At 54.5% G+C, this 21,645-nt stretch carries 18 protein-coding genes and 1 pseudogene; 9 read left to right on the plus strand and 10 right to left on the minus strand.

Features of this window, described 5'->3' with window-relative positions:
* The first annotated feature begins 111 nt into the window (after positions 1 to 111).
* Positions 112 to 3,513: a calcium-binding protein gene (locus PH7735_RS03925; protein WP_058309993.1), complete on the plus strand. Its 3,402-nt coding sequence runs from the start codon at positions 112 to 114 to the stop codon at positions 3,511 to 3,513.
* Between the two features lie 358 nt (positions 3,514 to 3,871).
* On the opposite strand, the gene PH7735_RS03930 is transcribed toward PH7735_RS03925, so the two are convergent.
* Positions 3,872 to 4,360, minus strand: a complete 489-nt coding sequence (locus PH7735_RS03930; RefSeq protein ID WP_058309994.1) for a hypothetical protein — start codon at positions 4,358 to 4,360, stop codon at positions 3,872 to 3,874.
* A 287-nt stretch (positions 4,361 to 4,647) separates the two neighbouring features.
* Between PH7735_RS03930 and PH7735_RS03935 the strand changes: the two genes are divergently transcribed.
* Positions 4,648 to 5,214, plus strand: a complete 567-nt coding sequence (locus PH7735_RS03935) for a hypothetical protein (protein WP_058309995.1) — start codon at positions 4,648 to 4,650, stop codon at positions 5,212 to 5,214.
* 262 nt (positions 5,215 to 5,476) lie between these two features.
* Here the strand turns inward: PH7735_RS03935 and PH7735_RS03940 are convergent, their stop codons facing one another.
* From PH7735_RS03940 to PH7735_RS03965, 6 genes are all read right to left on the minus strand, one after another.
* The gene (locus tag PH7735_RS03940; protein WP_058309996.1) at positions 5,477 to 7,090 is read right to left on the minus strand and encodes a DUF5906 domain-containing protein; all 1,614 of its coding nucleotides are present in this window, start codon (positions 7,088 to 7,090) and stop codon (positions 5,477 to 5,479) included.
* Positions 7,090 to 7,368 carry a hypothetical protein gene (locus PH7735_RS03945; RefSeq protein WP_058309997.1) on the minus strand — a complete coding sequence of 93 codons (279 nt, stop codon included), beginning with the start codon at positions 7,366 to 7,368 and terminating at the stop codon, positions 7,090 to 7,092. Before PH7735_RS03945 ends, PH7735_RS03940 begins: the two co-directional genes overlap by 1 nt.
* A gap of 126 nt (positions 7,369 to 7,494) precedes the next feature.
* Positions 7,495 to 7,698, minus strand: coding sequence for a hypothetical protein (locus PH7735_RS03950; RefSeq protein ID WP_058309998.1), 204 nt, complete (start codon positions 7,696 to 7,698; stop codon positions 7,495 to 7,497).
* Positions 7,695 to 7,940 carry a hypothetical protein gene (locus PH7735_RS03955; RefSeq protein ID WP_058309999.1) on the minus strand — a complete coding sequence of 82 codons (246 nt, stop codon included), beginning with the start codon at positions 7,938 to 7,940 and terminating at the stop codon, positions 7,695 to 7,697. Before PH7735_RS03955 ends, PH7735_RS03950 begins: the two co-directional genes overlap by 4 nt.
* A gap of 79 nt (positions 7,941 to 8,019) precedes the next feature.
* Complete coding sequence (locus tag PH7735_RS03960) at positions 8,020 to 8,562, minus strand: hypothetical protein (RefSeq protein ID WP_058310000.1); 543 nt, start codon at positions 8,560 to 8,562, stop codon at positions 8,020 to 8,022.
* Complete coding sequence (locus tag PH7735_RS03965) at positions 8,559 to 9,632, minus strand: site-specific integrase (RefSeq protein WP_058310001.1); 1,074 nt, start codon at positions 9,630 to 9,632, stop codon at positions 8,559 to 8,561. Before PH7735_RS03965 ends, PH7735_RS03960 begins: the two co-directional genes overlap by 4 nt.
* Positions 9,633 to 10,288: 656 nt before the next feature.
* On the opposite strand from PH7735_RS03965, the gene PH7735_RS03970 reads away from it, so the two are divergent.
* Both PH7735_RS03970 and PH7735_RS03975 read left to right on the plus strand, forming a co-directional pair.
* Entirely contained in the window at positions 10,289 to 10,951 is a 663-nt protein-coding gene (locus PH7735_RS03970) for a GntR family transcriptional regulator (protein ID WP_058310002.1), read from the plus strand.
* A gap of 184 nt (positions 10,952 to 11,135) precedes the next feature.
* Positions 11,136 to 12,293, plus strand: a complete 1,158-nt coding sequence (locus PH7735_RS03975; RefSeq protein ID WP_082645122.1) for an aromatic ring-hydroxylating oxygenase subunit alpha — start codon at positions 11,136 to 11,138, stop codon at positions 12,291 to 12,293.
* A gap of 184 nt (positions 12,294 to 12,477) precedes the next feature.
* On the opposite strand, the pseudogene PH7735_RS03980 reads toward PH7735_RS03975, so the two are convergent.
* Positions 12,478 to 13,590: pseudogene (locus PH7735_RS03980) on the minus strand (S-(hydroxymethyl)glutathione dehydrogenase/class III alcohol dehydrogenase).
* A gap of 114 nt (positions 13,591 to 13,704) precedes the next feature.
* On the opposite strand from PH7735_RS03980, the gene PH7735_RS03985 reads away from it, so the two are divergent.
* Positions 13,705 to 14,292 carry a HutD/Ves family protein gene (locus PH7735_RS03985; protein ID WP_058310004.1) on the plus strand — a complete coding sequence of 196 codons (588 nt, stop codon included), beginning with the start codon at positions 13,705 to 13,707 and terminating at the stop codon, positions 14,290 to 14,292.
* On the opposite strand, the gene PH7735_RS03990 is transcribed toward PH7735_RS03985, so the two are convergent.
* The gene (locus PH7735_RS03990; protein WP_199534966.1) at positions 14,253 to 15,611 is read right to left on the minus strand and encodes a formimidoylglutamate deiminase; all 1,359 of its coding nucleotides are present in this window, start codon (positions 15,609 to 15,611) and stop codon (positions 14,253 to 14,255) included. The genes PH7735_RS03985 and PH7735_RS03990 overlap by 40 nt on opposite strands.
* Before the next feature lie 85 nt (positions 15,612 to 15,696).
* Between PH7735_RS03990 and hutI the strand changes: the two genes are divergently transcribed.
* Genes hutI through hutU form a run of 4 tightly spaced genes read left to right on the plus strand, consistent with a single transcriptional unit; the run spans position 15,697 to position 20,904 of the window.
* Positions 15,697 to 16,908 (plus strand): imidazolonepropionase, encoded by a 1,212-nt coding sequence (gene hutI / locus PH7735_RS03995; protein WP_058310006.1) that lies wholly within the window; start codon positions 15,697 to 15,699, stop codon positions 16,906 to 16,908.
* A complete protein-coding gene (hutH, locus tag PH7735_RS04000; RefSeq protein ID WP_058310007.1) occupies positions 16,905 to 18,443 on the plus strand; it encodes a histidine ammonia-lyase in 1,539 nt (512 codons plus the stop codon). The genes hutI and hutH overlap by 4 nt, the downstream gene beginning before the upstream one ends.
* Positions 18,440 to 19,240, plus strand: a complete 801-nt coding sequence (gene hutG, locus PH7735_RS04005; RefSeq protein WP_058310008.1) for an N-formylglutamate deformylase — start codon at positions 18,440 to 18,442, stop codon at positions 19,238 to 19,240. The genes hutH and hutG overlap by 4 nt, the downstream gene beginning before the upstream one ends.
* Complete coding sequence (gene hutU / locus PH7735_RS04010; protein WP_058310009.1) at positions 19,237 to 20,904, plus strand: urocanate hydratase; 1,668 nt, start codon at positions 19,237 to 19,239, stop codon at positions 20,902 to 20,904. The genes hutG and hutU overlap by 4 nt, the downstream gene beginning before the upstream one ends.
* Before the next feature lie 45 nt (positions 20,905 to 20,949).
* Here hutU and hutC read toward each other — a convergent pair whose 3' ends face one another.
* Positions 20,950 to 21,639 (minus strand): histidine utilization transcriptional repressor HutC, encoded by a 690-nt coding sequence (gene hutC, locus PH7735_RS04015; RefSeq protein WP_058311137.1) that lies wholly within the window; start codon positions 21,637 to 21,639, stop codon positions 20,950 to 20,952.
* Between the last annotated feature and the right edge of the window lie 6 nt (positions 21,640 to 21,645).

Raw genomic sequence — 21,645 nt, forward strand, 5'->3', positions numbered from 1 at the left:
GAAGTAGTGACTTCTTTTACCGTTTGGGGGCTTGGGCTATAAATAAATTCATAAATCCGCTGGTTCATCAAAAGACAGATTGGAGCAACAAGCTCTCAATAGGAGACTCTCATGATTATCTCACCATCAATTGTTGCAACTAATGAAGTTCAGATCGCCAACACAAATGCCCCCTCTTCGGGCGTTCATGGTCGTTCCAGCCCGAATGTGACTGCCTTGGAAGATGGTGGATTTGTCATCACATGGGTGTCGGAAGGAAATGGTACAGAAAGTCAGGACGGAAGTGGCAGTGGTATATTTGGCCAACGATTTGACGTTGTGGGCAATAGAGTTGGTGAAGAATTCCAGATCAACACAACAACCCAATATGATCAGAGATCTCCTGAGGTAGCTGCACTTCCAGATGGCGGTTTTTACGTCGTTTGGAGTTCTGAAGGATGGACTGATTTTGCGGGTGGTATTTTTGGTCAGCGGTTCGACCAAGAAGGCGTACCTGTCGGTGGGGAAGAACAGATAAGCGCCCCTGGGAATATAGTTCAATGGGATCCGGAAATTGTTTCCTATCCAGATGGATCTCTTTTCGTCGGGTGGATTGCTTCAGATAATGATAGCCAGCTTAGGGGTATTTTTGGTCGTGGTTACACTCCAGAAATGACCGCGATATCCGATGAGTTCGTGCTTGACCAGTCAACGGCTTCCTATTCAAACCTGAGCCTTGCTGCGGTTGGACAAGAGGGATTTGTTGCTGCTTGGGGAATCAGGGATTTTCGCTATCAGATTACCTCAGTTTTCTTCTCGGATATGGAAGGACAAACGTCGGACCGCCTGTTTATTACGGATCAATCTCGAGTAAGTGCTTTTCAAATCAATGGCGTTCAAAATGTACTTTACGGAACGGATCAGGTCTTTCTCGCCTGGAGTGACTATAGAACTTATGGAGAAGGGACGGACCTTCTCACTAACTTTCAGGTTATTTTTGATTTGGACGGTTCCACATCCGATGAGGCTGAACCCTTGGAAGTAGATGGGAACTTGGGAGATGTCATTGTACTAGGCGATCAAGGGATGCAATTTGTTGTTGGCGATGAAATCTATCTTGACGGAGGAGGATACACGCCGACAGTCTTCTTGGGTTATAGGGGGTATCTCGACACAATTGAAAATGTGAACAGTGAGACGAACCTACCAATTACGAGTAGTTACCGTTTACTTCCTGCCGCTACGCAACTGAACAATGGATCAATAGTTTATGCATGGGATGCAGGTTATGAAATTGCGTTCCAACAATATCGCAGCAACAGTTTTGCGACCGGCAGTCTGGACATTATTGGCTCACCATTCGCTGGCGAACTTCTTACGGCTTTGCCGATCGGAATTGATGACCCTGATGGCGTAGGAGATTTCTCTTATCAGTGGTTGCGTGGTGGAGAAAACATTGAAGGGGCCAATTCGTCAATCTACACACTTTCCGAGGAAGATGTTGGTCTTGGCATGTCGGTTCGTGTTCAATTCACAGATGGTCTGGGCACTTTAGAAACCATTTTAAGTGGTACAGTCCAGCAGATAGGCGTTTCGCTAGTTGGAACGGACGCAAATGATAGTTTAACGGGTTCTTACGGAAATGATCAAATTCGAGGGGTGGGCGGCAACGACACGATCCATGGGGGACAGGGCGTCGATGTTTTGTCGGGCGACGATGGCGATGACCAGATCACGGGGCGCGGTACGATTGTTGGGGGCGGTGGCGCTGATCTAATTTTTCTGCTCCCTGATACGTACTCGAGATACAATGATTATACAAACTTGGTTGAGGCCGGAGAAGGAAATGACTCCGTTTCAGGATCTGGCACAATTTTTGCCGGGCCGGGAGACGACGTCATTGTCGTAGAAGGAGACGTAAGGCTTGCGGACACCAATAGTTTGTATGGTGAAAGCGGCGATGACACAATTTACGCTGACGGACGGGACGACTTCATTTCAGGCGGTAGCGGGCAAGACGTTCTCTCTGCGGGTGATGGAAACGATTTCGTCAATCCTGGTTCCGGGGTTGACATCATTACAATGGGCAATGGAACCGACACGGTTTACGGCTCATCGGATGAGTTGAACGGAGATACAATTCATGGCGTGTTTGAAAACGACCTTGTTTCGATCAATTCAACCACATTTTTTGGATCGCCAGTTATCATCCAAAACGATGACCTGACAACACTGTCATTAGACTTGACTGGTGACTCTCAACTCGACTTCCATCTCCATTTCAGCGATCCGACCATTCTTTATCAACAAAACATCTTCCAAACGGATGAGGGGGTATTGATCTACAGAGTCAGGTATATTGGAACCGAAAATGACGATTGGATTAACGGCACGGACACAGACAACACAATTGAAGGGCTTGCCGGAAGCGACACACTTAAAGGGTATGCCGGTAACGACCTTTTGGAAGGTGGGGCTGGCGGAAGCAGTCGCGGCGATAGTTTGTACGGTGGTATAGGCAATGATACACTTTTTGGCGCATCCTCTTCTAATCTCGAAGGTGACGATACCTTGAGAGATAGATTAGAGGGCGGTGAAGGCAATGACCTTCTGGTTGGAGGGGCCGCTAATGATTCATTGTTTGGAAACGAAGATAGAGACACATTGATTGGCGGGTCTGGCAACGACTTTTTGAATGGGGCGCACGGTTCGGACCGACTTGAGGGTGGCTCTGGATCTGACCGCCTTGATGGAGGAACAGGCAATGACCTTCTTTTCGGAGGGGCTGACGATGATTCCCTATCTGGCTCCATTGGCAATGACACACTCTTTGGAGAGGATGGGCGAGATATTTTAGCAGGGGAGAGCGGAAACGACTCTCTTGACGGTGGTAACAGCGATGATGTTCTCAACGGTGGCGACGGCAACGACACGCTGATAGGTGGGGAAGGAAACGATACCCTCATAGGAGGCGAAAGTGAAGACGACCTGCGTGATGTGATCTACGGTGGTGTCGGCGATGATACGATCGACGGCGGTTACGGTAACGACGAACTGCGTGGTGACGCAGGCAATGATACGATTGCGGGAGGTTTCGGAGCGGATACTGTCATAGGTGGGGTAGGCCATGACACACTGACAGGTTCGGCCTTCGCGGACCAAATTTTCAGCGGCGATGGCGACGATTTTGTCAACGGCGGCTGGGGGCATGACCTTGTCAACGGCGGTGCGGGTGCCGACCGGTTCTTCCATATCGGGATCGTTGATCACGGTTCGGACTGGATTCAAGATTACAATTCTGCCGAAAGGGATGTTCTTCAGTTCGGTATCACCTCCGCCACGGTCAGACAGTTCCAGGTGAACTTTACCCACACCGAAAGTGCGACGGGCGAACGTTCTGGCGACGACAACGTGGAAGAAGCGTTTGTGATCTATCGTCCTACTGGCCAGATAGTTTGGGCACTGGTGGATGGCGAAGGGCAGTCGTCGATCACCATACAGATCGGATCCGATGTGTTCGACTTGCTGGCATAACGTCTAATTCCAGGACCTTGAAAAGTCGGCTTCGGCGGGCCTTTTCTATGCTCGGGCAACCTGAAGGCGAAGAGTATGCAATCCAAACCCGCAAACTTTCTTTATTGATAGGGGGGGCGGGGACCAAGCCAGATTTTCAAATCGATCATCGGCCATGTCGAATATCCATTTCTGGCCAGCCGTTTGGAAAATCTCCCAACATGATGCAACACCGCGCCCAGTCCCGATCCAGCTTTGCGGCGTTCTTGCGCATGACACGGAAATACTCGTCGCGTGATGGATCGTTTTCAGGGGGGGGGGAACCCGGACATCAAGTTTGCGACGCACCAAGAGGCACTTGGAAACCTTGGCAGACCATTTAGTTCATCAGCAGCGTTGACCAATCTGGATTCCCTTCACTGTCGGTTGGTAGGGTTTGGCCTTGCGCGTGTGTGGTGGTTGGTCGGGATACCCCGGCAGGTGGGGCGTGACCGTCCCTGCTGCGAATTCCCAGATCGCGCAACAAAGTCTGCAATTGGCGACAAAGGTCCATTTGCAAAACGTGGATCGGGTTTTTGGTTATGACTCCGTTCGCAAGCGTAACAACGGCGGGAACCATCGCCGCGACGATACGGTTGGCATACATCTGTTGCTGGACGTGGGCGGCTTCGACCAGCAGCGCCAGATCGCCTTCGGTCCAGCGGCCCGGGTCTTCACGATAAATGGCATTCAGGAAATCCCGTCCCCGCTCATCCAAAAATTCCGCACTAGCGACGAGTGGGGCGGTATCAAGCGAACGGTCGGGCGCGTTTGCGGCTGCAACGCGCTGGCTTATCGTGTCTTTGCGTGGTTTGCGATGTTTGGACATAAATCGGTCCCGAATAGTCAGGGTCTTGGGGTAACATAATACCGTTAAAATATCAGTCCAGTATCGGTTTTGGCCGCCAACGGGGGGCGAAAATGACCACAAGTTAGACTCTCTCTGGGTTCCGTGCGGTGAGGATTCCCAAGCTGAAGTCCCGAACCGCCGCCCCCCTGTAAACTGCGTCGGCCCGTCATCTGGTGGTGCCTGGTCCGGTCCTGTAGTTGTTAGACTGTCATTGGAATCTTCGATAAGAAGAACCATCAGAAATATTATTCCACTGAGTGTCGACCATGAATTACATCACTGCATTATCAACTTCACTTGCCATCTGCATGGCGACGGCAACTTGGGCCAATGAACTGGACAAAAGGGAGAAAGCCCTTTTGTCAAAGTGCGAAAATTACATGGAAAAGAACGACCGAGATTCGGCAAAAGCTGTTCTCGGCGGACTTGCATCAAAACTTAGAAGCCGCGATTTGTCAGAAACAGACGGGGACTTCTTGGATTACGTGAATAAAAGCACTCAAGAATGTGTCGAATTCGCCTTCGGGGTTGGGGCTAGGTACTATGTAGCTGAGGGAAAATTTCTAAATGATGCTGGGCTAAAAGAAGCTGGTGAAAAAAAGATTCAACAAGAGGCGCAAAGGCAATTTGACGAGGAGCTTGAGCAACTAGAGAAGGAAGAGAAACTGCAAACCATAAGGAAGGAAGCTGCTCGGAAACGTAACAAGGAGCGAGTGGCTCAGAAGGTTTTTGAAGCCTGTGTAAAACTCGCATCAGATGACGAAATCGCGGCGTTTACGAACCAACTTTGCGTTAATAGCTTTATGGTAAATGGATTGCCAGATCGGTTCTAAGTAACATCTTGATGCGGCCAGCCCAGTACGTCGCTCTGTCCGATGCTCAAGATATATTCAATCATATATAGCTAACAGACTATAGGTGTGTGGTGATGGACTGGGTATCGATTCGGATATAGGCGTTGTTTCCTATAGCCGTTTAGATAACTACCATTTTGCGCGATTTTTTCACATCCCTTAGTGTATATGAAGGGTATATACTTTGAGCATAATAATAATTTTGTAGACCCCTTTAATACATACCAAACGCGCAAAATAGTCAGTAACCAGTCGTTAGCGTGGGAATTGTGCTTTCCCCACGCTCGTTACGGACAACAGGATGTCCAGCTTCACCCATTGACGCTAGAAACTTGTTCCGCCCCATTGGCTTCCGTCCGACGTTGGAACACCAGAATTTGTAACGGTTAAACGCTTCTTGAGATTTAGCCGCTGGTCGGGCGTCCTCTGGCGTTCTCAGGAACACGCTAGAGTCGTCACTATGAAGCCAAGCACGAACGCTGTTGAACGCGTCCTGCCATTCAGCAAGACAATCATTGTGCGTCTGTGTGACGGTCAACCCTTCGGTCTGTAGGCGTTCCACACCTTCAAACGCCCAGCCGACAATTGCCGACAATTCGGATTCTGCAATGCGGTCCATCAATGACTCGTCGCGTTCGCCTTCACCCTTTCCAGTCCAGAAGCGAATGATAAACCAGCGCCGCCAGAATGCTGCCGTTGTGTCTCGGGTGGTGATGTAGAAATTCCCGTTACACCACGTTGCCGCGTTCGGTGTGAAATTGAACGGGACGCCAAAAGGAACCCGGCCTTTCATCAAGTCGCCACTGATAACGGCTTTGAACGCTGCCGACGGAACAGGCTTTTCCCCGTCTATCTCAGGAACCATATTCACCAGCTTATTAGCCAGCGCTGCAACATTGTATTCCGAGTCCAGTTCAAGCGGGGAAATGCTGCAAACCGCGTTCGGATCTAACAGCTTGCGCAATAGTGCCAGCGTCTTGGATTTGAACGAACCGCCGACGCCATAGAGAAAGACGGCCTTTTCGTGCTTTGGTAGCAGGCCAAACAGGGTTGCACCAAACAGCTTTTGCAGGGCGATAGTTTGTTCCGCCGCCTCTGTCATGTAGTGCATTTGCGCCATTCCCAGATTTGCGAACCGCTTGTTACGCACTTCGTTTTGCATGTGGTGATTAGACGGCAAGAATGCTTGCCAGAGCGTTTGCAGAAACAAGTCAGGCTTTCTTGTGCGGTCAGGTTCAACCGTCAAGGCAAACAGCGCCCTATGGTCAGGTGAAGGTTCCTCACAGACAACCTTGTCATTTTCCAGTCGCCAAAATCCCGCTTCGGTCATGACACCCGACGGTCCGTCATCGAAAAAGGACTCGTCCGATACTTGGTCGTAAAGCGTCTTGGTAATTCCGAGATAATCGCCCCGCTTTCGGCAGTATTGGTAGATGGAATACTTGCCGCCAATGTGTGCCGCCAACTTATCCAGTTCGGTGGCTTTCCACGTCCCGATACCGTGCTGATACTTCCAGAATTTGCCGCCACAAGCCACTAAGCCGGGTGCAGGTATGGTCGCATAATAATGGGCTGCAATTTCCGAATGTGTCGCGCTTTCGTCAAGCGGTGCGGTGCCTGTCTTGTGATAGGTCAGTTGCCTGCCCATTGTCGCCACCATAGGCCGCACCTTGGTCACGCTGGTGCCAACCAGCTTTGCCAGCCGCTTAACCAGTTCGTCTTGAAACGGTCCGTAGGTGTCCGCAATGCAAAGCAGGCATATATCAAACAGTTTGATATTTTTCGGATCTGCTTCCAGCTTTGCAAAATTGGCTTCGAATTGTTCAGCATATTGCCCGGGAACGATTTGAGACATCAAACATCCTCTGGAAAGGTTGCTTCCAGATCCGGACGCAGGTGTACCAAATCGTCACGCAGAACCATCAGCCATGCATCAGACTCGCCTTTGAATGTGACGTTTAAATATCCGACGCAATCGGCCTGCCACGTTGGGCCAATTGACTTGACGTCCTCAAGCACCCGAACACCAGCAAAGCTGCCGTGGTTGGGCCGCATATTGGCTGCAATGGCCATGTCGTCGGACGGATTGCGGGTTTGGGCGCGGTGCCAAACGCGAACGAATGTAGGTTTCATTTCGACTCCTAGTATTTGCGAGAAGTCGTCCAACCTGCTAGAATGTGGTGGTGAACGGATCGGTTCGCTTCTCAGTTACGGATTGCAGGTCGCGCGGGTTAAGCGCGACCTGTTTCTTTTGGGGGGTCATTCCGTTGGCTCTTGTGTGGCGCCGAATTCCGACAGGTTTGCGAGAACCGTGAAAAACCCTTCGTTGAAAAAAGTTCTTTCGGCGCCTTTCAGCATTTCGCGGTCCGGTCCCGGTGGAAGCTGGCGAGCAATGTCGGCCATTTCGTCAGCCGCCGCAAACAGTAGACCCCCGGCCTTTTCCGCTTGTCCTGAAATGTTCACGCCGCACCGCCTTTCAGATCTGCCGACGTCAATTGAAACTGTCCGTCGGCCAGGGCGGCGAACCAGGCCAGCCCGACGGCTTCATCAATGAAACGGCGATTCCCGATTTGGAAAGTTGGCGGGCAATAATCCGTGTTTAAGACCGCAAATGCCGTCGTGCGCTTGATCCCTCTTTCTTCCATAAATGCGAGATACGGGCGAGCGTCACCGCTTGGTTTTGTGCCCTTCAAAATCATTGTCATCGTTTGACCCCCTGTGAATTGTTTCAGGATCAAACAAGCAGGTTTTGGACCGGCCTGAACACTTGGTATAAAATGCCTATTAGATGTCCGCCCAACCCGCCAGCGACCGGCGCATTTGCCTTGCGTTCAGCTTGTAACGATCGGCCAGGTAAACGACGGTCGCACCTTTGTGCCTCATAATGTGCAGTCCAAAATCTCGAATCTCTTCCAAAAGCCCGACGGGTTGTCGGCCAGGTTGCGCCTCATGTGCCTGGGTGCCAGTTAGAACAGCTTGCGCCAATAGGCGCGGCAGTGCCGGACCACCCGCGCCGCACGAAACTAGATCCGCAGCAGGCCGCGCACGGTCCAAGTTGCCGGACCATAGGCCGACAGATCCCAGGCATACGGCGGCGAAAAAAGCGTCAATGTCCTGCAGGTCAGGTAGAGCGGTCAGAACCCGAAACATAGCTTCAGCCGCGTATTTGTCGGGAGGTAATTGTGCATATCGTACCGCCAGCCGGTCAGGATCTTCCCAGGCCGCAGCTAAGCCAGTCAAGAACGGTTCGCGCCAATCCTGCCAGCGACTCTTGCGGTCGGTTTCTCGGTCTAGTCGTGCGAAATGGCCCTCAATAAATGGTGTCATAGCGTCGGTCCAGTGCCCAATTTTTCGGTGCGGTGGAAATAGTGCTTCAAGATAATTTCAACCGACGTGTCAGCCATTTTCGCAATCGTAAGGGCGTCGACTCCCCCGTCCGTCGCGGCCCAGCTAATCGCGCTGTGTCGGATCGTGTAAAGTGTCACATCATCCAGGTTAGCCGTCGCGGATGCCGCCTTTATCCGACCAAACTGGAAGCCTTCAGGCCAGCGTTGATCGTCCGGTCCGATCAATAGTGGTCGATTGCCTGGTCGTCCCGCCGTCAGATCTTTCAGCAGATCTACAGCACCGGCAAAAAGATCTATCTCAATCACGCCACGCTTGGCGGCATTCTTGCCCCGCCTCAATCGCAACTTGGCACGGGTTGGGTCGAAGTCTCGCACATCGGCCATGCGCAACGCTTGCGGCCTTTGCAGCGTCAAAAACATGACTCGTAGGAAATTGGCAAATTCCGGTTCGGCGCCATCAATCAATCGTCGCACTTGGACTAGTGATAGAGCCTTGCCGCCGAGTCCTTCGTCTCCCTGGTCAGCACGTTCAATGGCAATGATTTTCTCGCCCTTTTTCTTTGCCCCTTCCCAGGCTCGTTTGCCGTCGAATTCATATGTGTCGGCGCCGGATGTCAGAATGGCCTTTGCGGTTGCAAGATCCCTGTCACCGGCACTTGCCGACCGATTGCCCCTATCGCGCCATGCCTCGCACTTTGCGACGGTCACGTCATGTAAAGGTGTGTCAGATCCGAACCAATCCGAAACCCGCTTGGCATAGCTGGTCCAGCCGTCGCGCGTTTTCTGTGCCGTTATACCGCCTGCCTCTGCCTCTTTACGTGCAAGCCATGCGGTGCAAGCCATAGCGACAATGACAGGCCCGCCGGTGCCCTCTACCTCTTGCTGTGTTTCAATGCCGTCCGCCCAATCTTGTGCCGCTCTCACGGCCTCTTTGTAGGTCAGGGCTTCAATCGATCCGAGTGTCGTCTTGTGCCACCTCTTGCGGCCTGTGGCGGGGCGTCTGGCCTTCCATGCCTGCCCACGTGCCCCGACATACAGGCCGACCGACAAACCGTCTCCTATCGCTTCCCAATAAGGGTCGGTGCGGGGCGCCAGGTTAGCCCGACCTATGGCGGATCTGATGTTGATTATTGGCATGTAGGACGGCCCCTTGAATAAAACTTAGGGACATAATTAGGGACATGTGTAGCGTATTTCAATGAACTTTTTTGAATGAATTTGAATGTAAAATATTGAAATTAAGGTACAAATATATTCAGGAGAATTCGTGAATTTCCCCTGCTAAGGGAGTAAACGGGGAACCGTTTCGAGGGTTCGAATCCCTTCGTCTCCGCCAGAAGGCCATAGCCTTCTGATGTTATCCGGCATCATGTTTTGTAGCAGCCAAGTTCCCGCCTTTTGATCAATTCTTGGGTTAGGTGAGGCTTGGAGTGGTAAAAAGCTCAGATCTAAAGGCATGAGGGGCAACTATCTGCTTTAAGCGTCGGTTCCTGAGGGGGCAGGTCCTCAGCGTAGCGTTGCAGAGAGGGGTTTCTTTTGATGCGTCTCTACGATCGGTGGCACCATTGAATTTTTTGGTTGGATTTTTGATTAGTTTGAAAGAGCGACACCCGCACCTTAGCGCGCCTTTTGACTTTGTCCCGCCAAGGGTATTTGTGGAACAACTAAATGTAAATTAGGGTCCTCAGTGACTGTAAGGATCTGGCATGAGTACAAAAGCTTCAACGACTTCGGCGGATACAGAAAACCTGAATGCCTCCATTTACGCGGATCTTCGTATTCAGCTGATTACCGGAGTTTTGCAACCTGCCGAAGCCGTGTCGATCCGCAAATTGGCAGAAAGCCGTGAAGTGTCCATGATGCCGGTGCGCGAAGCGTTGCGCCAGCTTGCATCCGAAGGGGCCTTGATTTCTGCCGCCCGCAAAGCGTTCCGCGTGCCGGACCTCACCCCGCAAGAAGCGTCCGACCTGTTTTTTGTGCGGGGCGTACTGGAAGGGGCCGCTGCGGAAATCGCGGCGACACGGATCACGCCGGAAACCCTTGCCACGTTGAACAGGTTGGTTGCGGAAATGCGAACCACATGGGAGGCGCGCGATGCTCCGGCGTTTCTGTTGGCGAATTACCGTTTCCACAGCACGATTTATGAATCCAGCGGCAACAGGGCGCTGGCGCTGAGCATTGATCGGCTCTGTGCTCAGACAGGTCCGTGGCTGTCGCATGGAATTGTCCATCTGGTGAACCCGGACAACTGGATCGGAGAGCATGGGTTGATCATAGAAGCGTTACGGACAGGTGATGCAGCAGCGGCGCGCAAATTGATCGAAGAGGATGTGTTCTGGGGCGTCGAGCTGTATCGCCATTCGACCTGATCGCGAGGCGGACGCCGCGCAAGACGTGCTTCTTCTTTGCCGCGTGCCATGGGATTGGGCACGCATCGGGTGAATTCGCGGGAATCATGCAAACTTGGCTGTGACTCGTAAAAAATCTTTGCGCGGTGGCACATTCGTCGCTATCAAAACTGTGATCACAGATTCGATTTGGACGGAGTAAACAATGCAAAGCCAAGCAACGCGTGACGTGCACGGACTGCGCCAGCATCTGACAGAGCTAACATCCAGAGCAAAGGATGACGCCTACAGTATGCCGTCGGATTTCTATACGTCTGAAGACTTCCTTGAACTCGAGAAAGAACAGATCTTTCGTGCTGAATGGGTGTGCCTTGGGCATGTCGGTGAAGTTGCCGAACCCGGCGACTTTTTCACAACGGAACTGGTCGGAGAGCAGCTTCTGGTGGTCCGCAACGATGATGGGGACATCAACGTGCTTTCAAACGTGTGTCGCCACCGCGGAAACATGGTCGAAAACGAAACAAGCGGCAATCGTCGCAGTTTTGTGTGCCCGTATCATGCCTGGACCTACAAGCGCGACGGAGAACTGAAGACTGCGCCACTTATGAAAAAGGCAAAGGCATTTAACTCTGCAAAGTGCAGCCTGCCAAAGTTCAGCACAGAGATCTGGAACAATTTCATCTTTGTTAATCTGGATGGCGCGGCCAAACCGCTGGCCCCTCAATTGGTGTCGCTTGATGCGATATTGCACAATTACCATCACGAATTGCGCAACCTTCTGTTCAAGGATGAAGCTGTCTGGGGGACCAACTGGAAGAACCTGACCGAGAACTTCATGGAAGGGTATCACCTGTTTGCGACCCACCCCAAGACGTTGCAACCGATGACACCAACGCAACTGTGTCGCAAGGTTCCGGGAGAGGATCGCTGGACGGCGTATCGATCCTATTACGATCCGGAATACCCGCCGCGTGGCCCGTTTCACGATGACATGACTGAAGACGAACAACGTAACAGTGTTCTCTTCAATATCTTCCCGAGCTTTGTCGTTGCGGTTGCTGCGAACTACACGCTGTTTCTTTGTCTGCGGCCCAATGGGGTAGTGCAGGTGTCGATCCGTTGGGGTGTTTGTGGCCTCAAAACGGACCCGAAGGATCCCGAAGTTGTCGCCTATGTCGACCTGTGCAAGGCATTCAATGCGGAAGACAAGGAAAAGCTGGAAACCCTGCAAAAAGCCCAAGAGACTCGTTTCTTTGAGGGCGGGCCTTTGGCGCCGGATGACCTTGAAGGCACGATCTGGGACTTCTTGAAGTATATGGAAGGCATGTTGGGCGACACATCGGTTGCTGCTGCCGCGGAATGATCCGGGCCAAACGCGCCTGCATCGGCGGGCGCGTTTGTTGTTAGCAAAAGGGATTTCAACGCAGGTAGCGTCGGGCAATCATCGCGCCCTTGGGGCAAGAGTGCGAAGTTTGAAGGAAAGGGAGAGGTGTGTGGGCAATACCGAGGCCCTCTACATCACGGCTCCCTTGCCTCATGCCCCGTGATTAAAACTCTACAACCGCACGGATGGATTTGCCTTCGTGCATCAAGTCGAACCCATGGTTGATCTCGTCAAGAGTGAGCTTGTGAGTGATCATCGGATCGATTTCGATTTTCCCGCCCATGTACCAATCAACGATCTGAGGCACATCCGTGCGCCCTTTGGCGCCGCCAAACGCGGTGCCGCGCCAGACCCGACCTGTAACAAGCTGGAAAGGGCGTGTTGAAATTTCCGCGCCTGCCGCAGCAACGCCGATGATAACGCTTTCTCCCCATCCTTTGTGAGCCGCTTCCAGCGCTTGGCGCATCACGGTTGTGTTGCCCGTGGCATCAAATGTGTAGTCTGCACCGCCGCCGGTCAATTCGACCAGATGTTCAACCAGATCGCCGTCTACTTTGGTCGGGTTCACAAAGTCGGTAAGTCCGAAGTACCGGCTCATTTTTTCTTTGTCATCGTTCAGATCTACGCCGACGATCTGATCTGCTCCGGCCATACGCAGGCCTTGGATCACGTTGAGACCAATGCCGCCGAGACCAAAAACCACGCAACGTGCGCCGATCTCGACCTTGGCTGTGTTGATAACCGCGCCAATGCCGGTTGTGACGCCACACCCGATGTAGCAAATCTTGTCGAAAGGGGCGTCTTTGCGCACTTTGGCCAACGCAATCTCGGGCACAACAGTGTGGTTGGCGAATGTCGAGCAGCCCATGTAGTGATAGATTGGCGTGCCATCCAGCATCGAGAAACGCGTTGTGCCATCCGGCATCAGACCCTTGCCCTGTGTGACGCGAATGGCCTGGCACAGGTTGGTTTTGCCGGACAGACAATACTCACATTGGCGACACTCGGGGGTGTAGAGCGGGATAACGTGATCACCAACTTCCAAAGTGGTGACACCTTCGCCCACTTCCAGCACAACGCCCGCACCTTCGTGGCCCAGAATAGACGGGAAGATCCCTTCCGGGTCGTCGCCAGAGCGGGTGAATTCATCAGTATGGCACAGACCCGTGGCTTTGATCTCGACCAGAACTTCACCCGCTTTGGGGCCCTAAAGGTTGACCTCCATAATCTCAAGCGGTTTTCCTGCTTCGATTGCGACGGCGGCACGGGTTCTCATCATGAGACTTCCTTGATTAATATGTATAGATTTATTATTGATATGGGTATCGGTTAAATCACACTCGGGCTTTGCTCAAGCGGTCCGGGGGCAAAACCATTGCGGAGTTGATCCATGCAGATTGTCACACGTGACGCCCTAATCGACGTTCCTTGGAAGAACGGTGGTGGGACAACACGCAAAATCGCCAAAGGCATATCTGCAGATCAGGTTGCCTGGACCATAAGCCGTGCAGATGTGGCGCAGGACGGGCCCTTCTCTGACTTCGAAGGTCTGATGCGCGTTCTGACTGTGGTGTCCGGCGGGGCAATGACGTTGGTTGGGCAAGATATCTCGTTTCATGCGGTTCCTTGGCGTCCGCTGGCATTTGACGGAGGTCTCAAAATTCACGCGCAGTTGCAGGACGGGCCGCTGACGGATCTGAATTTGATGTTTGATCCCGTCCACTGCGAGGGGGAAGTCGTCACCCTGACAGGCCCGCTTTTGCAAGAACGCCAGCGGCCCGATCATGGGATGCTGGCCTATCATGTTCTGGCAGGGCAGCCTTCGATCAATGCGGCCCGCCTTGGCATCGGGGATACCGTGTTTTGCGCAAGTTCAGATGCTGTGCTCAGGCTGGGCAAAGAGGATGCCCTGCTTGAGATCCGCCTTACCTACCGTGATCAAAGCGACGCCATAAGGCTTTGCATTGCAGACTTGTAAGCGGCCACAATCGGCTCTCGATTGATGTGGCGGCCAGACTGCACCACGTGCCGTCCGGCAGACCAGACATCGGTAACAACATCATCTTTTGCGGCAAAGACCAACCCATCCAAAAGCTGATCGGTCTGCAATGCGCACAGCGACGCAGAGGTGCTGTCAATCGCAACCAGATCAGCCAGTTCTCCGACGGCGATCTCTCCGGTCCCCCGCCCAAGAGCCTGCGCGCCGCCCTTGGCCGCGCCTGAATAGAGCGTATCACCGACCGATCCTTCGTCGACAACCATCACGTTGCGGGCAATGTCGCGAAGGCGTTGGGAATATTCCAATGTGCGCAGTTCTTCGGTTAGGGAAATAAGCACGTTTGAGTCAGAGCCGATGCCAAATGCCCCGCCAGCGGACAGATACGCCGGACCATTGAAGGGGCCATCCCCGAGGTTGGCCTCGGTCACCGGACAAAGCCCCGCCACGGCGCCGGATTGGGCCAGATTGACAGTTTCGTCAGTGGTCATATGCGTGGCATGGATCAAGCACCAGTCCGGCGTGATATCTGTATTGGCAAGCAACCACTCGACGGGGCGCGCGCCCAGCCATGCTTGGATGTCCTCGACCTCTTTGGGCTGCTCGGAGATGTGAATATGCACGGGGCCGGTTGGATGCGCGGCCAGCAAGGCCTTGAGGTCCTCGGGTGACGTGGCGCGCAAGGAATGCGGGGCAACACCAACACGACAATCCGAGGGCAGGGTGGCAACAGCCCTGTTCGCGCACGCGACCAAATCAACAAAGCGATCTACCGAATTGCCAAACCGTGCTTGTCCCGCCTGCAGCGGAACCAGTCCCGCCCCGCCATAGGTATACATGACGGGTAAATGGGTGAGGCCAATTCCGGTGGTGCCCGCCGCCGCTGCAATTCGCGCCGACAGTTCGCCAAGATTGTCATAGGGCGCACCACCCGGTTGATGATGCAAATAGTGGAATTCTCCTACACTGGCATACCCCGCTTCCAGCATCTCGAGAAAGACAAAGGCCGCAATTGCCTCGATGTGTTCGGGCGTGAGGTTGGCCGTGAACCGGTACATCAAGTCCCGCCATGTCCAGAAGCTGTCTTTGCCGGCCATGCGGTATTCGGTCATGCCCGCCATGGCCCGTTGAAAGCTGTGGCTGTGCAGGTTCCCAATCGACGGCAGCAGGGTGTCGACAACAGCGTCGGAGGCCTGTGCAACCTGATCTGTTTCGATCCGGGTGATCCGCCCGTCGGTCAGCGTCAAACGGACATTTGCCGCCCATCCCGACGAAAGTTTGGCTTGTTTGGCAAAAATCATTTGGCGCCCTTTCATTTTTATGTATAGACATATTGCATGTTAGTTCGTACTAGAAAAGCGCAATATGGGCCATCGGTGATCGGAAATGACCAAAAACATCAAAATTTTCGTTGATTTGAATGCTGCGACCATGGGCGACTCGGGGGGTGCTTATGGCTTGATTGAAGATGCGGCCATCGTCGTGGATGGCGGAATGATCGGCTGGGTTGGCCCCAAAGCGGACCTGCCCGCGCGTTTTGCCGATGCTCCCCGCACCAGCCTTGGCGGGCGTCTTGTCACGCCGGGTTTGATCGATTGCCATACGCATATTGTGCACGGTGGTGACCGCGCGGTTGAGTTTGAAATGCGTCTTAACGGGGCGAGTTATGAAGAAGTTGCGCGTGCGGGTGGCGGGATCGTGTCGACCGTCAAGGCAACGCGCGGCGCGACCGAGAATGAGTTGCTGGAAGATGCGTTGCGTCGTGTTGACGTGATGATCGCCGAAGGCGTCACCAGCATCGAGGTCAAATCCGGATACGGTCTTGATGAAGAAACAGAGCTGCGCATGTTGCGTGTGGCGCGGTCCATCATGGCCAACAGGCGTATTCGCGTGAAAACCACGTTCCTTGGTGCGCACGCAACACCTGCAGAATTTCACGGGCGTGATGATGCCTATATCGATGATGTATGCATCCCGGCCCTGCGTGCCGCCCACGCCGAAGGTCTGGTGGATGCGGTTGATGGCTTTTGCGAGGGCATCGCGTTTCAACCTGACCAGATCGCACGTGTGTTTGACGTCGCACAAGAGCTTGGCTTGCCGGTCAAGCTGCACGCCGAACAACTCTCAAACCTGGGTGGTGCAAAACTGGCTGCGGCCTATGGCGCACTTTCGGCGGACCACATTGAGTATCTGAACGAAGAGGGCGTCAAGGCAATGGCCAAGGCCGGCACCGTCGCCGTCATCCTGCCCGGCGCGTTTTATACGTTGCGCGAAACCCAATCCCCGCCAATCGACCTGCTTCGCAAACATGGTGTCCCCATGGCCTTGGCAACAGACATCAATCCCGGCTCATCGCCCCTGAATTCCCTTTTGCTGACGCTTAACATGGGCTGCACCCTGTTTCGCATGACGCCGGAAGAGGCGCTGCGTGGGGCCACCTGCAACGCGGCTCGGGCGCTTGGTCTGACTGACACAGGCACACTCGCGGCCGGTCTGCGCGCAGAAATGGCCGTCTGGGACGTCAAACACCCTGCCGAGCTGGCGTATCGCATCGGCTTTAACCCCCTTCATTCCCGCATTTTCGGAGGCACATCGTGACCACTCTTACCTTGATCCCCGGCGCTGTCACGTTGGACAATCTGGCCGACATTTTCTGGAACGAGGCTTCGGTGCGGCTTGATCCTTCAAGCCATCCCGCGATCGAGCTGGCCCATTCGCGCATCGCCAAAGCGGTGGCCGGAACTGACGCCGTTTACGGTGTGAACACCGGCTTTGGTAAACTGGCATCGGTCAAAATCGAATCCAAAGACACGGCCACCCTGCAACGCAATCTGATCCTGTCACATTGCTGTGGCGTTGGCCCCGCCATTCCGCGTTCACATGCACGTCTGTTGATGGCCCTAAAGTTGCTAAGCCTTGGGCGTGGCGCGTCCGGCGTTCGACTCGAAGTTGTCACGCTGATCGAAGAGATGCTGGAAAAGGGCGTGACGCCTGTCATTCCTGCCCAAGGGTCCGTTGGTGCCTCGGGAGATCTGGCGCCATTGGCGCATATGGCTGCCGTGATGATGGGACATGGCGAGGCCGAATTTGACGGTCAGGTTATGACCGGAGCACATGCGTTGAAAGCGGCGGGGCTGACCCCTGTCGAATTGGGCCCCAAAGAAGGGCTCGCCCTGATCAACGGCACCCAGTTTTCAACGGCTTTCGCCCTTGCCGGTCTGTTTGGCGCATGGCGCGCCGCACATTCGTCGTTGGTGACCTCGGCCTTGTCGACGGACGCGATCATGGGGTCAACGGCCCCCTTGCAACCAGAAATCCACGCGCTGCGCGGTCATCGCGGCCAGATCGAGGCGGGCGAAACCATGCGGGCGCTTTTGGCGGGCTCTGACATTCGCGAGAGCCACTTTGCCGATGATGCGCGGGTACAGGACCCGTATTGCATACGCTGTCAGCCACAGGTCACAGGGGCCGCAATTGACGTGCTGCGCATGGCAGCGCGTACGCTGGAAATCGAGGCGAACGCCGCCACCGATAACCCATTGGTTCTGATCGACGCTGATGTGATCGTGTCGGGTGGAAACTTTCATGCGGAACCGGTGGGCTTTGCGGCTGATATGATCGCGCTGGCCATTGCGGAAATCGGCGCCATCGCTCAGCGTCGTGTGGCTCTGATCGTGGATCCGGTGCTCAGCTTCAATCTGCCTCCCTTCCTCACACCCAATCCCGGCCTCAACAGCGGCTATATGATTGCCGAGGTCACAACGGCCGCGTTGATGAGTGAAAACAAGCACTTGGCCAACCCATGCGTGACCGACAGCACACCCACCTCTGCCAATCAGGAAGATCACGTGAGCATGGCAGCGCATGGCGCACGCCGGTTGGGCCAAATGGTGGAAAACCTTGACCGCATCCTGGGCGTTGAACTGTTGTGCGCCGCGCAAGGCATCGATTTCCGCGTGCCATTGGCAACCAGCACTACTTTGCAGCAGGTCGTGGCCCGCGTTCGTGAAGACGTCGAAACACTGGGCGAAGACCGCTATCTTGCTCCGGATCTGGAACGCGCGGCAAAGATCATTTCGTGCGGGGATATTGTCACAGCGGCGAACATCAACATGCCGGAGCTTTCGGCATGACCCCTGTTGAAATTCATCAAGGTGACAGTCCCATCGTTTTGGGTTTGCCCCATACCGGCACTTTTGTGCCCGATGCCATTCTTGCGGATTTGAATGACCGCGGGCGCGGTCTGGACGATACGGATTGGCACATTCATACACTCTATGAGGGTGTGTTTCCGGGCGCCACGACAGTGCGCGCCACGTTCCATCGCTATGTTGTCGATGCCAATCGTGATCCCTCGGGCGTGTCCTTGTACCCCGGCCAAAACACGACGGGGCTTGTGCCGCTTACGGATTTCGACGGTCACGACATCTGGACTGCGCCGCCGACCGAGGCCGACGTCGAGGCAAGCCGAGAGACCTTTCATGCGCCGTATCATGCCGCGCTGCAGGCAGAACTGGACCGCGTGCGCAGCATTCACGGCGTTGCAATTCTGTATGACTGTCATTCGATCCGGTCGGGCATTCCCTTTCTGTTCGAGGGCACCTTGCCTGACTTTAACATCGGCACCAACCTCGGGACCACCTGCGCGCCCGGGATCAAAGCCGCAACACAGGCTATTTGCGATGGGGCTGCGGGGTATTCCTCGGTCACCAACGGGCGCTTCAAAGGGGGGTGGACGACCCGCCACTATGGCCGCCCCGCAGAGGGACTGCACGCCATCCAGATGGAACTGGCCCAAAGCACATACCTGAGCGCCGAGGCCCCCCCTTGGGCCTATGACACGACCAAGGCAGCCCGCCTGCGCCCCTATCTCACACAAATTCTCACACAGTTGGCCGAACTGGCCCCAACCCTGAAAGGTACATCATGAGCGATCCGCGCAAAAACACCCGCGACGTTTTTCCCGCCACCGGCACCGATCTCACAGCCAAAAGCTGGTTGACGGAAGCGCCGTTGCGGATGTTGATGAACAACCTGCACCCCGACGTTGCCGAAAACCCGCATGAATTGGTGGTCTATGGCGGCATTGGGCGCGCCGCACGTACATGGAAGGACTACGATATGATCGTCTCTTCCCTGCGTGATCTGGAAGATGACCAGACCTTGATGGTGCAATCGGGTAAACCCGTCGGTGTGTTTCAAACCCACAAGGATGCGCCACGTGTTCTGATTGCCAACTCGAACCTTGTGCCGCATTGGGCGAACTGGGATCACTTTAACGAGCTCGATAAAAAAGGTCTGGCGATGTATGGCCAGATGACGGCCGGATCGTGGATTTACATCGGATCGCAAGGCATCGTTCAAGGCACCTATGAAACCTTTGTCGAGGCAGGTCGCCAGCACTATGACGGGGACCTCAAAGGCAAGTGGATCCTGACTGGTGGTCTTGGTGGCATGGGCGGGGCCCAGCCCTTGGCGGCAGTGATGGCCGGTGCCTGCTGTTTGGCGGTTGAATGTAATCCCGACAGCATCGATTTCCGCCTGCGCACAAAATACGTCGACGAAAAGGCCGAAACGCTGGATGAAGCGCTTGAGATGATCGAGCGCTGGACCGCAGCGGGCGAGGCAAAATCGGTCGGTTTGTTGGGCAATGCGGCGGATGTGTTCCCCGAATTGGTCAAGCGCGGCATTCATCCCGATATCGTCACCGACCAGACATCCGCCCATGATCCGGTGAATGGTTATCTGCCGCAGGGCTGGACCATGGCGCAATGGAAAGAAAAGCGTGAAACCGCCCCGAAAGAGGTCGAAAAAGCCGCGCGTGCCAGCATGAAGGTGCAGGTCAGGGCGATGTGCGATTTCCACGCCGCGGGCATTCCCACGGTTGATTATGGCAACAACATTCGCCAGATGGCTTTGGAAGAAGGGCTTGAAAACGCGTTTGATTTCCCCGGATTTGTTCCGGCTTACATTCGCCCCCTGTTTTGTCGTGGCATTGGACCTTTCCGGTGGGCGGCTTTGTCGGGCGATTCGGAGGATATCTACAAAACCGATGCCAAGGTGAAAGAAATCCTTTCCGAGGACACGCACCTGCACAACTGGCTTGATATGGCGCGCGAGCGGATTTCGTTCCAGGGTCTGCCCGCGCGCATATGTTGGGTCGGTTTGGGCGTGCGTCACAAACTGGGTCTTGCGTTCAACGAAATGGTGCGCACCGGTGAATTGAGCGCGCCCATTGTGATTGGCCGCGATCATCTGGACTCGGGGTCGGTTGCCTCGCCAAACCGTGAAACCGAAGCGATGAAAGATGGCTCGGACGCGGTGTCGGACTGGCCGTTGCTCAATGCTTTGCTGAACACGGCTTCGGGCGCGACATGGGTGTCTCTGCATCACGGTGGCGGCGTTGGGATGGGCTTTTCCCAGCATTCCGGCATGGTCATTTGTTGTGACGGGTCCGAAGACGCAGATCGCCGAATTGCGCGGGTTCTGTGGAATGACCCTGCCACAGGCGTGATGCGTCATGCCGATGCCGGTTATGACGAGGCGTTGGACTGTGCTCGAGAAAACGGTCTGAACCTGCCCGGTATTCTATAAGACAACGGCACTGTCGCCTCACGAAGGCGGCGGTGCACCGCACAATCAATAGCGTGTTGTCAGCCTGTGACCGGGCCGATAGGCGAACCGCACATAAGTCACGGCTTCGCCTTCCCACCATGTAGACCGTTCAACGGTAAACACCGGATCACCGACGGCGCATGACAAATAGTCGGTCAGCCCCTGATCTGCCAAAGCCGCAGACAGGCTGATCTCGACTTCGGAGAATGGAATTGTCGAGAGCAACCATTCCGTTGGCCCACATTCAGAGAAATCTTCGAACTCGGCTTTTGGCAACGCGGTCAGATTGATCCAGCGGTCTTCATGTTCATAGGGCACGCCGTCCGCATAGTGCATACAGACCAGATGCAATGCCTTGCCCTGTGCCGGCAATTGAAGGCGCGCCCGCAGCCAGGCTGGCGCAACTTCGACCGAACTGCTGACCAGCGAATAGCGATAGGCCGTCCCTTTTTCCTCGATCTCGTCGCGTACAATGGGAATGTCGAAACGTGCCTGACGAATTGGTGTCATACGCACACGTGTGCCTGCCTTGCGGCGACGCTCGATAATGCCATCATCGGCCAGTTCGCGCATCGCACGGTTGACTGTCGCCCGCGCACAGCCATAAGTTGCGGCAAGATCGACTTCGTTCGGCACCAAATCCCCAGGGCCCCAATCGCCCTTTGTGATTTTCGACAGAATATCCGATTTGACGTCTTTGTATGTGGCTTTCATTGCCGA

The sequence above is a fragment of the Shimia thalassica genome (assembly GCF_001458215.1).
GTDB lineage: Bacteria > Pseudomonadota > Alphaproteobacteria > Rhodobacterales > Rhodobacteraceae > Shimia > Shimia thalassica.

Excerpts from the sequence above, each read along its gene's own strand:
- PH7735_RS03960 (WP_058310000.1), bottom strand. The coding sequence starts at position 8,562 with ATGACACCATTTATTGAGGGCCATTTCGCACGACTAGACCGAGAAACC.
- hutI (WP_058310006.1), top strand. The coding sequence starts at position 15,697 with ATGACCAAAAACATCAAAATTTTCGTTGATTTGAATGCTGCGACCATG.
- PH7735_RS03955 (WP_058309999.1), bottom strand. The coding sequence starts at position 7,940 with ATGACAATGATTTTGAAGGGCACAAAACCAAGCGGTGACGCTCGCCCG.
- hutC (WP_058311137.1), bottom strand. The coding sequence starts at position 21,639 with ATGAAAGCCACATACAAAGACGTCAAATCGGATATTCTGTCGAAAATC.
- PH7735_RS03930 (WP_058309994.1), bottom strand. The coding sequence starts at position 4,360 with ATGTCCAAACATCGCAAACCACGCAAAGACACGATAAGCCAGCGCGTT.
- PH7735_RS03940 (WP_058309996.1), bottom strand. The coding sequence starts at position 7,090 with ATGTCTCAAATCGTTCCCGGGCAATATGCTGAACAATTCGAAGCCAAT.
- PH7735_RS03990 (WP_199534966.1), bottom strand. The coding sequence starts at position 15,611 with ATGATTTTTGCCAAACAAGCCAAACTTTCGTCGGGATGGGCGGCAAAT.
- hutU (WP_058310009.1), top strand. The coding sequence starts at position 19,237 with ATGAGCGATCCGCGCAAAAACACCCGCGACGTTTTTCCCGCCACCGGC.
- hutG (WP_058310008.1), top strand. The coding sequence starts at position 18,440 with ATGACCCCTGTTGAAATTCATCAAGGTGACAGTCCCATCGTTTTGGGT.
- PH7735_RS03970 (WP_058310002.1), top strand. The coding sequence starts at position 10,289 with ATGAGTACAAAAGCTTCAACGACTTCGGCGGATACAGAAAACCTGAAT.
- PH7735_RS03935 (WP_058309995.1), top strand. The coding sequence starts at position 4,648 with ATGAATTACATCACTGCATTATCAACTTCACTTGCCATCTGCATGGCG.
- PH7735_RS03985 (WP_058310004.1), top strand. The coding sequence starts at position 13,705 with ATGCAGATTGTCACACGTGACGCCCTAATCGACGTTCCTTGGAAGAAC.
- PH7735_RS03945 (WP_058309997.1), bottom strand. The coding sequence starts at position 7,368 with ATGAAACCTACATTCGTTCGCGTTTGGCACCGCGCCCAAACCCGCAAT.
- PH7735_RS03925 (WP_058309993.1), top strand. The coding sequence starts at position 112 with ATGATTATCTCACCATCAATTGTTGCAACTAATGAAGTTCAGATCGCC.
- PH7735_RS03975 (WP_082645122.1), top strand. The coding sequence starts at position 11,136 with ATGCAAAGCCAAGCAACGCGTGACGTGCACGGACTGCGCCAGCATCTG.